Here is a 12729-nt window from a genome sequence, read left to right as displayed (position 1 = left end):
CGGAGATTCTAGGCCGTGGGGCGGGGGCGGTCCAAACGGTTTTCCGCGCGCTCCGGACGGCGGTCCGCGCCGGACGTCCGCTGCCGTGCCGACCCCGCCCCCCGCCGCGCCGGCCCCGTCGTCAGGGACGCCAGCAGCGCCAGCCGCTCCGCATCCTCGCTGCCCGGCGCCGCGTGGTACGCCGCGAGCGCCAGCCCGTGCGGGCCGTCGACGTCCAGCTTGGACAGGGTGAGGCTCAGCTCCCCGACCTGCGGGTGGTTCATCCGGATCGGCTTGTCCACGACCGGACGCACATCGTGCCGGGCCCACACCTTCCGGAACTCCGCGCTCGCCAGCGACAGTTCGCCCACCAGCCGGACGACCCGCGGGTCGTCCACGTCGGTCCCCAGCCGCCGCCGGAACACGGCGACGCACTGCGCGGCCGTGGCGGACCAGTCCGTGTGCAGATCCCGCTCGGCGGGGTCGAGGAAGAACGACCGCAGCCGGTTCTCGCCCACCCGCACGGTCGGCACCAGCGCCGCGCCCAGCGGGTTCACCGCGATCACGTCGAGGGCCCGGTCCGTCACGAACGCCGGCAGCCCGATCGACTCCAGCAGCTGCGCCGTGGCCGGCGGGACGGCGGGCCGCCGCGACGGCCGGCGGCGGGCGCGCGGCCGGGGCGCGGCGAGCTGGTGGAGGTACGCCGTGGCGGTGTCGTCGAGCAGCAGCACCCGGGCCAGCGCGTCGAGCACCTGCGCCGACGGATTGCGGTCGCGGCCCTGCTCGAGCCGCAGGTAGTAGTCGGAGCTGATGCCGGCGAGCAGCGCGACCTCCTCGCGGCGCAGCCCGGGCACGCGGCGCACACCGTGGGACGGCAGCCCCAGGTCGTCCGGCGTCACCAGCTCCCGGCGCGCGCGGAGGTAGTCGCCGAGCCGGTTCTCCTCAGACATGCGTTCCAGCGTAAGCGGGCGGGGCCGTCCGTCCCTGGCCCTGTCACTCCCAGGATCGGCGGGGAACTGGGCGGACCGCCGCCCACGGCGGACGGTGGGCACATGACCACACCTCGGACGACCACCACACCCACCCTGCCCGGCGGCACCTGGACGCTGGGCGACCTGACCGTCACCCGCTTCGGGTACGGCGCCATGCAGCTCGCGGGGCCCGGAGTGATGGGCCCGCCGGCCGACCGCGAGGGCGCCCTCGCCGTGCTGCGCGAGGCCGTACGCCTCGGCATCACCCACATCGACACCGCCGACGCCTACGGCCCGCACGTCACCAACCGGCTGATCCGCGAGGCCCTGCACCCCTACCCGGACACCCTGCACATCGTCACGAAGGTCGGCGCGCGCCGGGACGCCGACGGCGGCTGGCCCCCGGCCCGCGAACCCGACGACCTGCGCCGCGCCGTGCACGACAACCTGGAGACCCTGGGCGTCGACACCCTCGACCTGGTCAACCTGCGCCTCGGCGACGCCACGGGACCGCGGCCGGGCTCACTGGCGGCGGCGTACGAGGCGCTCGTCGAGCTCCAGCAGCAGGGCCTGATCCGGCACCTCGGCCTCAGCAACGCGACCTCCGAGCAGATCGCCGAGGCGGAGACCATCGCCCCGTTCGTCTGCGTCCAGAACCTCTACAACCTCGCCCACCGCCAGGACGACGCCCTCGTCGACCGGCTCGCCGGCCAGGGCATCGCGTACGTGCCGTACTTCCCGCTCGGCGGGTTCACGCCGCTGCAGTCGGCCACGCTGTCGGCGGTGGCGGACCGGCACGGCGTGCGGCCGATGGCGGTGGCCCTCGCCTGGCTGCTGCACCGCTCGCCGAACATCCTGCTGATCCCCGGCACGTCGTCGGTGGCGCACCTGCGGGAGAACGTCGCCGGTGCGGGCCTCACCCTGACCGAGGAGGACCTGGCCGCCCTCGACACGATCGGCGCCACCCCGGGCGTCACCCCCTAGGTCGAACAGGATTGAGGCGATGGTGAGGGCCGCCTGGCAGGACGCGCGGGTCCTGTCGTGTGCCGGGGGCCGATGACCGACAGCAGCTGGAGTGCCTCCGCCGAGGGCGAGCCGGGTTCCGCGGTGTAGATGACGACCTGCTGGTCACGGTCGGTGATGTCCAGTACGTCGCAGTTGACGGTGACCGGACCGACCACCGGGTGCTGGAAGGTTTTGGAGAGGGCGGAATCGGCCGAGACGTCGTGGGAGTCCCACAGCCGGGCGAACTCCTCGCTTCTCGCGAGGAGTTCGCCCACGAGCTCCGCTGTCTCCGGGTCGTCGGGGTAGCGGGCGGCAGCGGCGCGCAGCCGCTGAGTGGCCTGGACGGCGAACTCGTTCGCGTCCGACACCCCGTACAGCCGCTGACCGTGCGTGTGCGGTCCGAGGAAGACGCGGCGCACCAGGTTGCGGTCGTGTCGCGGCAACGCGGAGAAGTCCTCCATCAGAGCCGCCGCCAGGTCGTTCCACGCGATCACTTCGGACGTCGCGGACGTCACGGTGGCCGCGGCCTGCGGCAGTCGCCGTAGCAGGTCCCGGATGCTCTGCCGTACCTCGCGCGAGGGCCCGGCCGGGGGCAGCGGCGGTGCGCCGGCGAGGTGGTGCAAATGGTCGCGTTCGGCGTCCGTGAGGCGCAGGGCACGGGCCAGACCGGTCAGCACCTCGTGCGACGGGCGCGGGGCGCGGGCCTGCTCGAGCCGTGTGTAGTACTCCGTCGAGATGAACGCCAGCTGCGCGACCTCCTCGCGGCGCAGTCCCGGGGTGCGGCGGCGCGGTCCGCGCGGCAGCCCCGCATCGGCGGGAGAGATCCGCTCGCGCCTGCTGCGGAGGAACGCCGCCATTTCCTGTCGGTCCATATTCCCAGTGTGCCGCCGGTGGCGGGAGCCCAGCCAGGTACCGCTGGTGCCTGGCTGGGCCTTGGGGGCGGACGCACGCTGGGTGCCATGGCAACGCATGTACGACGGCATCGACCACCACGTCCACCGACTCCACCGGGCGTCCCGCCGGAGATCGCCGAGGTCGCCGCCTGGCGCCTCAGCCACCGCTCCTCCTGTCTGACCGGCACCGTCCTGCGTGTCGACGGCGGAGCACGGAATTGAGAGCACGAGAACTCCCCCTTGTAGGAGGAAACATGTCGAAGTCACCGCAGACAGCCACGGAGGCGGCCGCCGAGGTCCCTCAGGGCATGAAGCCCGAGCAGATCGCGAAGACCCTGCGGACCATCGCCGATTCGTTCCGCCAGTCGTTGCGCTCGCCGATCCTGCATACGCCGGCCGAGCAGGGCTTGGAGTACGAGGACGTGAGCTTCCCGTCCGAGGACGGGGTGCCGCTGGAAGGCTGGTTCATTCCGGCCCCCGGCTCCGACAGGATCATCATCGCGAACCATCCGCGCTGGTTCAGCCGTGCCGGGCTTCCGTCGCACCTGGAGCCGTGGAAGTCGCTCGGTGCCGCGACCGGCAACGACTTCGAGGTGAACTTCGTGCCGGACTACAAGATCCTGCACGATGCCGGTTACCACGTGCTCGCCTACGATCTGCGCAACTTCGGTCACAGCGGCGCGGCCAACGGTGGCGTCTTCACCGTCGGGCGGTTCGAGTCGCGGGACGTCGTCGGCTCACTGAACTACGTCCGCAGCCGCCCCGACACCAAGGACATGACGATCGGTCTGTTCAGCCGGTGCGTAGGGGGCAACTCCACCATGTTCGCCATGACGAGGCGTCCCGAGGTGTTCGAAGGGGTCCGCTGCATGGTCTCTCCGCAGCCGCTGTCCCCCGGCGTCGCACTGTCACGGGCGCTGGAGCGACTCGGAATTCCCGCCCGCCACATCGACGACCTGGACGAGCTCATCAGGCTGCACATCAGCTTCAGGCTGGCGGAACTGTCACCGGTGCCGTGGGCGAAGAACGTGAATGTGCCGACGTTCCTGTACCAGGTGCGCGACGATCTGTACACATGGCCCGACGACATCCAGGCCATGTACGACAACATCCCGGTCGCCGAGAAGAAGCTGTTCTGGATCGAGGGAACGACGCGACGCTGGGACGGCTACACCTACTTCCAGCAGAACCCGACGCAGATGCTGGACTGGTTCGACAGGTACATGAAGTAGGGACGAGCTCGGACGGCCGCCCGCCATGACCCCTAGGGGTGACCCCGTCCTGCCTGAGAGGGACGGCTCGTTCCGCAGGTGTACGCGGCGGCCCCGCGGTTCGGTCCTGTGGGCCGATGCCCGTAGCGGGGCCGCGGGACCACCATGGACGCATGAGCGCAGCCACCGTCCACCCCACCAGTCCGCCGGCCCGGCCGCATCGCGTCGGGGACGCCCTGCGCGCCGTGAAGGTGTTCCTCGGCGCGGCCTTCGACGTGATCCTCCTCGGCGAGTACGGCCCGGAGGCCGGCGTCCGCCGCCGCTAACCCTCGTCCTTGCTCTCCTCGGGTTTCGCGAACAGCACGTCCCGTGCCTCCTCCGCCGCCCGGATCATGGTCTCGGAGACGAAGTCGAGGAACCGCGCCGCGTTCTCCAGCCGCGTGGCGACCGGCGTGCCGGGCCCCATGACGTCCACGCCCTCCCGTGAGGTCGCCGCGACCTGCGCGGTGGACCGGGCGCTGGCCATCATCGACTGGTACCAGATGTCCTCGTCGAAGCCGTAGCGCTCCCGGCGGCCCCCCTCCTCGCGGAACCGGCGCACCAGGTCCTGGCTCTCCAGGAACGCGATCGCCTTCGACACCGACGCCGGGCTGACCTCGAGCCGCTCCGCCAGTTCGGCGGCGGTGAGGCTGCCGGAGTCGCTGAGGGTGAGACAGGCCATGACCCTGGCCATCATCCGGGGCGTGCCCGAGGCGATGAAGACCGTCGTGAGCGTCTCCTCGTACTCCCGTACCGCCTCCGGGTCACGCCCGTACGCGTCCGGCGCCGCCTTCGCCCGCCGCGCGCTTCGCCTGCGCCGGTGGGCGCGCTGCTCGGTCGCGCGCTGGGCCAGCTCAGGACGGTAGGCGGTGGGGCCGCCGTTGCGCATGACCTCCCGCGTGACCGTCGAGGTGGGACGGTCCAGACGCCGCGCGATCTCCGCGTACGCCAGCCCGTCGGCCAGCCCCGACGCGATCTGCTGGCGCTCCTGCTGGGTGAGCCTGCCTCCTGGCAACGGGGGTCTCCTTCGTGGTCCGTGGTGGGGCGAGCATAGCGTTCACCTTCCTTTAGTTGCAACGAATGAAGACCTCTCTGTTGCGTTAAATCGCAGAACGTTGCAACGATTTAAGTGCTGTGAGCTGTGCCGATACCGCTTATATGCAACAAGTATGTTGCCAGCGGTGTGAATGCAACGTAGCGTTTCCGGTGTCAGAAACAACGGCCCCGAAGGAGCGCACGATGCATTTCGACACCCCCGCCCCCATCTCCGTCGCCCTCGACGTCGCCGCCGGCCGCATCCGGTTCGTCGCCGCGGACCGGACCGACACCGTGGTCGAAGTCCTCCCCGCCGACACCGCGAAGAGCCGCGACACGAAGGCGGCGGAGCAGACCCGGGTCGCGTACGACGGTGGAGTCCTCAGGATCGACGGCCCGCAGGCGAAGAACCAGCTTCTCGGCCCGTCCGGATCCGTCGACATCACCGTCCGGCTGCCCGCCGGCTCCCGCGTCGAGGCGAAGGCCGCCGGCGCGGAGCTGCGGGGCGAAGGCCGGCTCGGCGACGTCGTCATCGAGGGCGCGCAGGGCACGGTCGAGCTCGACGAGGCCGCGAGCGCCCGCCTCACCGTCCTCGCCGGCGACGTCTCGGTCGGCCGCCTGGGCGGCCCCGCCGAGATCAGCACCCAGAAGGGCGACATCCTCGTCACCGAAGCCCTGCGCGGCAGGGTCACCCTGCGCACCGAGCACGGCGACATCGCCGTCGGCGCCGCCCGCGGGGTCTCCGCCTCCCTGGACGCCGGCACCGGATACGGCCGGGTCCACAACACGCTCATGAACACCGACGGCGCCGCCGCCGGCCTCACCGTCCACGCGACCACCGCCTACGGCGACATCACCGCCCGCAGCCTGTGACCGCCCACCGCCTCAGAAGGAGACACCCATGACCGGCTTGGCCATCGCGGCGAACGGGCTGCGCAAGGCGTACGGCGACAAGACCGTCCTCGACGGCGTCGACCTCGCCGTCGAGGACGGCACGATCTTCTCCCTGCTCGGGCCGAACGGCGCGGGCAAGACCACGGTCGTCAAGATCCTCTCCACGCTCGTCGGCGCGGACGCGGGCGACCTGCGGGTCGGCGGGCACGACCTCGCCGCCGACCCGCAGGCCGTGCGGGCCGCGATCGGCGTCACCGGCCAGTTCTCCGCCGTCGACGGCCTGATCACCGGCGAGGAGAACATGCTGCTGATGGCGGATCTGCACCACCTGTCCCGCCAGGAGGGCCGGCGGGTCGCCGCCGAGCTGCTGGAGCGGTTCGACCTCGCGGACGCGGCGAAGAAGCCCGCGTCCACGTACTCGGGCGGCATGAAGCGCCGGCTCGACATCGCCATGACCCTGGTCGGAGGTCCGCGGATCATCTTCCTGGACGAGCCGACCACCGGGCTCGACCCCCGCTCCCGTCACACCATGTGGGGCATCATCCGCGAGCTGGTCGACGGTGGGGTGACCGTCTTCCTCACCACCCAGTACCTGGAGGAGGCCGACCAGCTCGCGCACCGCATCGCCGTGCTGCACGACGGCCGGATCGCCGCCGAAGGCACCGCGGAGGAGCTGAAGCGGATCGTCCCCGGCGGGCATGTACGGCTCCGCTTCACCGACCCGGCCGGCTACCGGTCGGCCGCCGCCGTCCTGTCCGGGGCCGCCCCGGACGACGCGGCGCTGACCCTGTCCATCCCCAGCGGCGGCAGCCAGCGCGAACTGCGCGCCGTGCTGGACCGGCTCGACTCCGCCGGTGTGGAGGCGGACGAGCTGACCGTGCACACCCCCGACCTCGACGACGTCTTCTTCGCCCTGACCGAAGGCGCCGGCATCCCCGCCCCGTCGACCGCCCCCTCGAAGGAGACCGTCCGATGAGCGCCCCGCAGACCTTCTCCCTCGCTCTGCGCGACTCGTCCACCATGGTGCGCCGCAACCTGCTGCACGCCCGGCGCTACCCGTCCCTCACCCTCAACCTGCTGCTCACGCCGGTCATGCTGCTCCTGCTCTTCGTGTACGTCTTCGGCGACGTGATGAGCGCGGGGCTGGGCGGCGGCGGCCGGTCCGCCTACGTCGCCTACCTGGTGCCCGGGCTGCTGCTGATGACCGTCGGCTCCACCGCCATCGGCACCGCCGTGTCCGTGTCGATGGACATGACCGAGGGGATCGTGGCCCGCTTCCGCACGATGGCCATCCCCCGCGGCTCGGTGCTCGTCGGACACGTGGTCGGCAGCGTGCTGAAGGCCGTCCTCAGCGTGGTCGTCGTGGGCGCGGTCGCCGTGGCGATCGGCTTCCGCTCGACGGACGCCACGGCACTGGAGTGGCTGGCCGCCTTCGGCCTGCTGGTGCTGTTCGCCACGGCGCTCACCTGGATCGCGGTCGGCATGGGGCTCGGCGCCCCCAACGCGGAGGCCGCCAGCAACAACGCGACCCCGCTGATCCTGCTGCCCCTGCTGTCCAGCGCGTTCGTCCCGGTGGACGGGATGCCGGGGTGGTTCCGGCCCGTCGCCGAGTACCAGCCCTTCACGCCGGCCATCGAGACCCTGCGCGGGCTGCTGCTCGGCAGCGAGATCGGGCACAACGGGTGGCTGGCCGTGGCCTGGTGCGTGGCGCTCGTGGTACTCGGCTACGTCTGGTCGACGGCCTCGTTCGCCCGCGACCCGAAGTGAGTACCCGTACACCCGCCCAGGTGAGTAGCGGCCCCGGTGCGCCCGTCGCACCGGGGCCGCTTCACTGGCCGTATGAACCGGAACAGCTCGCCGCCCCGGACCGGGCGGGACCCCCGCGCGTACGTGGCGCCGGCGATCGCCACCGTGCTCGGCGTGATGCTCGCCCCGCTCGCGCTGCTGTTCGGGGCGTTGTCCGTCATGGCGACGGACAGCTGCGGCCCCGACGACTGCTCGCCGGCGCTGACGACCGCCCTGGACGTCATCCACGGCACCCTGTTCCTCGGCGGGCTGCTCGGGGTGGCCGCCTGTGCCGCCGCGTGGCTGCTGCCCCGGACCCGTCGCTGGGCGGTGCCGCGGGTCTGGCTGGCGGGGCTGTCACTGCTGCCCTGGCTGACCGTGATCGCGCTGGTGTTCAACCTGCCCGAAGGGTGACGACCGCGCAGGAAGGCCCTCAGCTCCCCGCGAGCAGCTCGTCCGCGTCGACGATCCGGTAGGCGTAACCCTGCTCGGCCAGGAACCGCTGGCGGTGCGCCGCGAAGTCCTGGTCGATGGTGTCGCGGGCGACCACGGAGTAGAAGTGCGCCTGGTGGCCGTCCGCCTTCGGCCGCAGCACACGGCCCAGACGCTGCGCCTCCTCCTGGCGGGAGCCGAAGGTGCCGGACACCTGGATGGCGACCGTCGCCTCCGGCAGGTCGATGGAGAAGTTCGCGACCTTCGACACCACCAGCACGCTCAGCTCGCCCTGCCGGAACGCCTCGAACAGCTTCTCCCGCTGGGCGTTGGACGTCTCGCCCTTGATGACCGGGGCGTCCAGGTGCTCGCCGAGCTCGTCGAGCTGGTCGATGTACTGGCCGATGACGAGGATCTGCTGGCCCGCGAAGCGGCGGACGATCGCCTCCGTGACCCGCTGCTTGGTGGCGGTCGTCGAGCAGAAGCGGTACTTCTCCTCCTGCTCGGCCGTCGCGTACGCCAGCCGCTCGGAGTCGGTGAGGTTGACGCGGACCTCGACGCAGTCGGCGGGCGCGATGTAGCCCTGCGCCTCGATCTCCTTCCACGGGGCGTCGAACCGCTTCGGGCCGATGAGCGAGAAGACGTCCGACTCACGGCCGTCCTCGCGTACCAGGGTCGCCGTCAGGCCGAGCCGGCGGCGGGCCTGGAGGTCGGCGGTGAACTTGAAGACGGGCGCGGGCAGCAGATGCACCTCGTCGTAGAGGATCAGGCCCCAGTCGCGGGAGTCGAACAGCTCCAGGTGGGGGTAGATGCCCTTCCGCTTCGTCGTCAGCACCTGGTAGGTGGCGATGGTGACGGGGCGGATCTCCTTCTTCGTGCCGCTGTACTCGCCGATCTCGTCCTCGGTGAGCGACGTCCGCCGCACCAGTTCGTGCTTCCACTGGCGGGCCGAGACGGTGTTGGTGACGAGGATCAGGGTCGTCGACTTCGCCTGCGCCATCGCGCCCGCGCCGACCAGCGTCTTGCCGGCGCCGCAGGGGAGGACGACCACGCCGGAGCCGCCGTGCCAGAAGTTCTCCACGGCCTGCTTCTGGTACGGGCGCAGCGCCCAGCCGTCCTCGTCCAGCTCGATCGGGTGCGCCTCGCCGTCGACGTACCCGGCGAGGTCCTCGGCGGGCCAGCCCAGCTTCAGCAGGGTCTGCTTGATCTGGCCGCGCTCGGAGGGGTGGACCTGGACCGTGTCCGGGTCGATGCGGGTGCCGACGAGGGGGGCGACGCGCTTGGAGCGCAGCACCTCCTCCAGGACCGGGCGGTCGGTGGTGGTGAGGACGAGGCCGTGCGCCGGGTGCTTGACCAGGCTGAGCCGGCCGTAGCGGTCCATGGTCTCGGCGATGTCGACGAGCAGCGCGTGCGGCACCGGGTAGCGGCTGTACTGCACCAGCGCGTCGACGACCTGCTCGGCGTCGTGGCCCGCCGCCCGGGCGTTCCACAGGCCGAGCGGGGTCACCCGGTAGGTGTGGATGTGCTCGGGGGCCCGCTCCAGTTCGGCGAACGGCGCGATGACGCGACGGCAGTCGTCGGCCTGCTCGTGGTCGACCTCGAGGAGCAGGGTCTTGTCGGACTGGACGATGAGCGGACCATTCACGCGCGGCTGCCTTTCTGCGACGGGCTCGGCACGGGCACTGCACGGCCAAACGTCCAGTTTGCCTGATCGCATTCCACGCCGTCTCCCCGCACGTACGCACCCGGCGGATCAGTCCGCCAGTTCCGCCACCCCCGTGATCCGATGCAGCGGATACGTCCGCACCTCGTCGGCAGTGTGATCGTAGGCCGTCACAAACCCGCCCTCGACCCGGATCGGGTCGATGACGCGCTGGCTGGCGGCGCCCTCGGCGTTGACGTAGCCGATCCACAGGGTGTCGTTGGTGAGGACGGCGGCCTGGAGGGCGGCCAGGGTGTCGGCGGCGGTGGTGCGGGGCAGTTCGCCCGGCGCCGTGCCCGCCGCCTCGCCGCCGACCGGCTTGCGGGGTGCGGTGGAGGCGAGGTCGCCCGCGCGGACGGCGCGGATCGCGGCCGCGAGCAGCGTGTCGTCCGGGACGGGCGGCCCGTCCGGCACCGGCTCGGGGGGCGTGCGCGGGGGCGTGCGGTACGCGTCCGCGCGGGCGATCAGCACGTCGCCCTCCGCGGACTCGGCGGCCGGCGCGAACCCCATCGCGCGCAGCCCCTCCAGCAGGGACGTCGGGTCGGTCCGCGCGGCCAGCACCGTCGGGGCGAGCCGGCGCAGGCCCAGCCCGGCGGCGCGCTTGTCGGCGAGGATCTCGTTCAGCACCGCGTCGTCGTCGCAGCGCACGTAGGACGACGCGGCGCCCACCCGAAGATGCCCGTGCCGGCGGGCCACGTCGTCGATCAGGTACGTCAGCGGCTGCGGCACCGGCGTACGGGAGTGCGCGGCGAGGAAGGCGTGCAGGTCGGCGGCGGACTGCCCGGCGTCCAGGGCGCGCCGTACCGAGCCGGGCGTGAACCGGTAGACGGTCGCCCCGCCCTTCGACTCCACGTCCGCCAGCACGCCCAGCATGTCGGCGAGCGGCCGCTCCAGCGGGCCGGGCGCGACCGCCGTCAGGTCGGCCTGGAGCAGCACATGGTCCAGCGGCTCGGGCAGCAGGGGTTCGAGCAGCCGGGCGGCGGCCGCGGCGGCGGTCGCCTGCTCGGCGGGGGAGAGGGCAGGCGGCGGCGGCACCTGCCGGTGGTGCACGGGCAGCTTGTCGCCCGGCCCCGTCGGCTCGGTGTCCGCGGCCGTGTGGCGGGGCGCGGGCGGCGCGCCGATCAGCGCCCGCCCGTGCGAGGAGAGCGCGCCGCGTCCGGTGACGCCGAGCATCTCGGCCTCCGCCAGCGTCCAGCGGGCCAGCCGCGACCGCAGGTCCTCGTCCCCGCTCCCGCCGCCGGCCGGGTACGCCGGCGCCCCGGACCCGCCCGCCCCCGCGCGGGCCGCGGCGCCCCGCGCCCCCTCGGCGGGCCGCGCCGGCGTCCGGCGGGCGTACGGGGAAGGCGCGCCGGCCCCGGTGCGGTCCGCGCGCGGGGGCCGCTCCCAGCGCAGGCGCGCCAGCAGCGACCCGGTGTCCGGCGCGGCGCCCTCCGGGAGCCCCGCCAGCAGGGCCAGCACCCGGTGCCGTACCTCCGGGGCGGCCGAGCGGTCCAGGCCCGCGCCGAGCGCGGACAGCGTGCGGTCCTTCGCGTCCCGCTCCCCGACCAGCCCCGGCGTCCGGGTCGCCGCCAGCCACGCCGTGGCCAGCCGCGCCCACCGCTCGCCGGGGGGCCGCTCCAGCCACTCGTCGTACGCCGGGGTCGCCGCGTACCGCTCGTCGTCCCCCGCCGACGTGAGGGCGTGGGAGGCACCCGCACCCCCGTCGGACGCCAGCAGCCCGGCCGCGTAGGCCAGTTCGACCCAGAACGCGGCCACCGGCTCGGGCACGTCCAGCGCCACGGCGGTCCGTTTGAGGTCCCGCACGCTCAGCCCGCCGGCCCGCAGCACCGCGGGCCCGCCCTCGTGCCAGTCCTTCAGCAGCTCCTCGACGGTCGCCAGCGCCGTGTACGCCTGCCCGGCCGCCGTCGCGTCCACCATCTGCGGCCGGTGCACGGCGGTCGCCTCCACGGGCGGCGGCACCGGCTCCGTCGTCCGGTGCGCCCGCCCGGCGCGCAGCCGCAGCGCCACCTCGCGGGGCAGGACGACCGTGCCGGGCGCCGTCGGCAGCAGCAGCCCCCGGTCGAGCAGCCAGCGCAGCCGGGGCGCCGGATCGGCGGTGACCTGCCCGTACGGCGGACCCCACACCAGCCGCTCCAGCACCTCCAGGGACTCGCTCGGCGCCTGGTCGAGCAGCGCGGACATCCGCTCCGCGTCGTCGAAGAGGCCGGTCAGCGCGGCCAGCGCCGAGACGGAGTCGTGCGTCGACGGCAGCCCGGCCGTCGCCACGATCTCCTGGATACGACCCGGCGACATCCCCGCGGCCGCCTCCCGCACGGTCGGGCCGAGACCGGTCGGCGACGGGTGCTGCGGCGACGGCGCCAGCAGCTCGCGGGCGGTGCGGACCAGGCGCAGCCGGTCGTCGCCGCCCCACACCAGGGCCTGTTCGCGGAGCGTGCCGAGGGCGTGCGGCAGCGCGGCGGACACCACCGGGTCGCCGTCGTCGCCCGCCATCAGCCCGAGCAGCTCCTGGTACGTCGCCGGGTCCGGCGCCACCGCCAGCGCCTGCGCGGTCTGCAGCGTGAACCGGTCGAGCCGGTCCAGCGCGCGCACCACCGAGGCGCGGGTGCCCGCGCGGGTGGCGAGCTGGGTCAGGTCCGTGGGCACGGGCGTGATGAGATCCGGCCGGCTGCGCAGGAGCGCGGCCAGGGACGCGTCGTCCCGCCCCCGGAGCGCCTCGGCGAGGGATCGGGGGGCCGCCGCGGGGTTCTCCTCGGTGCTCATCCGCCTCACGTTAGCGGCTGGGT

The 12729-nt window shown here is 73.1% G+C and carries 12 protein-coding genes and 1 pseudogene; 8 read left to right on the top strand and 5 right to left on the bottom strand.

Translation table 11 applies throughout. The features are described from left to right. Positions 1–8: 8 nt before the first annotated feature. The gene (locus tag ACP7TJ_RS14260) at positions 9–929 is read right to left on the bottom strand and encodes a helix-turn-helix domain-containing protein (protein WP_427763401.1); all 921 of its coding nucleotides are present in this window, start codon (positions 927–929) and stop codon (positions 9–11) included. 102 nt (positions 930–1031) lie between these two features. Here ACP7TJ_RS14260 and ACP7TJ_RS14255 point away from each other — a divergent pair, with 102 nt between their 5' ends. After that, positions 1032–1934 carry an aldo/keto reductase family oxidoreductase gene (locus ACP7TJ_RS14255; protein ID WP_193460344.1) on the top strand — a complete coding sequence of 301 codons (903 nt, stop codon included), beginning with the start codon at positions 1032–1034 and terminating at the stop codon, positions 1932–1934. Here ACP7TJ_RS14255 and ACP7TJ_RS14250 read toward each other — a convergent pair. Next, on the bottom strand, positions 1931–2827 hold the full coding sequence (locus ACP7TJ_RS14250; protein WP_427763398.1) for a helix-turn-helix transcriptional regulator: 897 nt from the start codon (positions 2825–2827) through the stop codon (positions 1931–1933). The genes ACP7TJ_RS14255 and ACP7TJ_RS14250 overlap by 4 nt on opposite strands. Before the next feature lie 144 nt (positions 2828–2971). On the opposite strand from ACP7TJ_RS14250, the pseudogene ACP7TJ_RS14245 reads away from it, so the two are divergent. The 3 genes and pseudogenes from ACP7TJ_RS14245 to ACP7TJ_RS14235 all read left to right on the top strand — a co-directional run. Beyond that, positions 2972–3070: pseudogene (locus ACP7TJ_RS14245) on the top strand (short-chain dehydrogenase); the annotation flags it as partial. A gap of 32 nt (positions 3071–3102) precedes the next feature. Next, positions 3103–4080 (top strand): alpha/beta hydrolase family protein, encoded by a 978-nt coding sequence (locus tag ACP7TJ_RS14240; RefSeq protein WP_367471459.1) that lies wholly within the window; start codon positions 3103–3105, stop codon positions 4078–4080. A gap of 152 nt (positions 4081–4232) precedes the next feature. After that, complete coding sequence (locus tag ACP7TJ_RS14235; RefSeq protein ID WP_093768688.1) at positions 4233–4385, top strand: hypothetical protein; 153 nt, start codon at positions 4233–4235, stop codon at positions 4383–4385. Here the strand turns inward: ACP7TJ_RS14235 and ACP7TJ_RS14230 are convergent. Continuing rightward, complete coding sequence (locus ACP7TJ_RS14230) at positions 4382–5113, bottom strand: helix-turn-helix domain-containing protein (RefSeq protein ID WP_093768689.1); 732 nt, start codon at positions 5111–5113, stop codon at positions 4382–4384. The two genes, ACP7TJ_RS14235 and ACP7TJ_RS14230, sit on opposite strands and share 4 nt — an antisense overlap. A gap of 224 nt (positions 5114–5337) precedes the next feature. Here ACP7TJ_RS14230 and ACP7TJ_RS14225 point away from each other — a divergent pair, with 224 nt between their 5' ends. From ACP7TJ_RS14225 to ACP7TJ_RS14210, 4 genes are all read left to right on the top strand, one after another. Next, positions 5338–6006, top strand: coding sequence for a DUF4097 family beta strand repeat-containing protein (locus ACP7TJ_RS14225; RefSeq protein WP_427763396.1), 669 nt, complete (start codon positions 5338–5340; stop codon positions 6004–6006). Positions 6007–6034: 28 nt separating this feature from the next. Beyond that, positions 6035–7003, top strand: coding sequence for an ATP-binding cassette domain-containing protein (locus ACP7TJ_RS14220; RefSeq protein WP_367423134.1), 969 nt, complete (start codon positions 6035–6037; stop codon positions 7001–7003). After that, entirely contained in the window at positions 7000–7794 is a 795-nt protein-coding gene (locus ACP7TJ_RS14215) for an ABC transporter permease (protein ID WP_427763394.1), read from the top strand. The genes ACP7TJ_RS14220 and ACP7TJ_RS14215 overlap by 4 nt, the downstream gene beginning before the upstream one ends. Before the next feature lie 72 nt (positions 7795–7866). Beyond that, complete coding sequence (locus ACP7TJ_RS14210) at positions 7867–8226, top strand: hypothetical protein (RefSeq protein ID WP_167743448.1); 360 nt, start codon at positions 7867–7869, stop codon at positions 8224–8226. Positions 8227–8245: 19 nt separating this feature from the next. On the opposite strand, the gene ACP7TJ_RS14205 is transcribed toward ACP7TJ_RS14210, so the two are convergent. Together ACP7TJ_RS14205 and ACP7TJ_RS14200 are read right to left on the bottom strand one after the other, a co-directional pair. Continuing rightward, positions 8246–9889 carry a DNA repair helicase XPB gene (locus tag ACP7TJ_RS14205; protein WP_401542238.1) on the bottom strand — a complete coding sequence of 548 codons (1644 nt, stop codon included), beginning with the start codon at positions 9887–9889 and terminating at the stop codon, positions 8246–8248. 108 nt (positions 9890–9997) lie between these two features. Then, positions 9998–12706: a helicase-associated domain-containing protein gene (locus tag ACP7TJ_RS14200; protein ID WP_376725736.1), complete on the bottom strand. Its 2709-nt coding sequence runs from the start codon at positions 12704–12706 to the stop codon at positions 9998–10000. Positions 12707–12729: the final 23 nt, after the last annotated feature.

Source organism: Streptomyces sp. DSM 41931 (assembly GCF_050271085.1).
Classification (GTDB): domain Bacteria; phylum Actinomycetota; class Actinomycetes; order Streptomycetales; family Streptomycetaceae; genus Streptomyces; species Streptomyces albogriseolus.
This window is presented reverse-complemented; position numbering and strand designations above follow the sequence as displayed.

Coding starts and splice junctions, on each gene's coding strand:
- ACP7TJ_RS14200 (WP_376725736.1), bottom strand. CDS start 12,706: ATGAGCACCGAGGAGAACCCCGCGGCGGCCCCCCGATCCCTCGCCGAG.
- ACP7TJ_RS14210 (WP_167743448.1), top strand. CDS start 7,867: ATGAACCGGAACAGCTCGCCGCCCCGGACCGGGCGGGACCCCCGCGCG.
- ACP7TJ_RS14240 (WP_367471459.1), top strand. CDS start 3,103: ATGTCGAAGTCACCGCAGACAGCCACGGAGGCGGCCGCCGAGGTCCCT.
- ACP7TJ_RS14225 (WP_427763396.1), top strand. CDS start 5,338: ATGCATTTCGACACCCCCGCCCCCATCTCCGTCGCCCTCGACGTCGCC.
- ACP7TJ_RS14250 (WP_427763398.1), bottom strand. CDS start 2,827: ATGGACCGACAGGAAATGGCGGCGTTCCTCCGCAGCAGGCGCGAGCGG.
- ACP7TJ_RS14220 (WP_367423134.1), top strand. CDS start 6,035: ATGACCGGCTTGGCCATCGCGGCGAACGGGCTGCGCAAGGCGTACGGC.
- ACP7TJ_RS14215 (WP_427763394.1), top strand. CDS start 7,000: ATGAGCGCCCCGCAGACCTTCTCCCTCGCTCTGCGCGACTCGTCCACC.
- ACP7TJ_RS14235 (WP_093768688.1), top strand. CDS start 4,233: ATGAGCGCAGCCACCGTCCACCCCACCAGTCCGCCGGCCCGGCCGCAT.
- ACP7TJ_RS14260 (WP_427763401.1), bottom strand. CDS start 929: ATGTCTGAGGAGAACCGGCTCGGCGACTACCTCCGCGCGCGCCGGGAG.
- ACP7TJ_RS14255 (WP_193460344.1), top strand. CDS start 1,032: ATGACCACACCTCGGACGACCACCACACCCACCCTGCCCGGCGGCACC.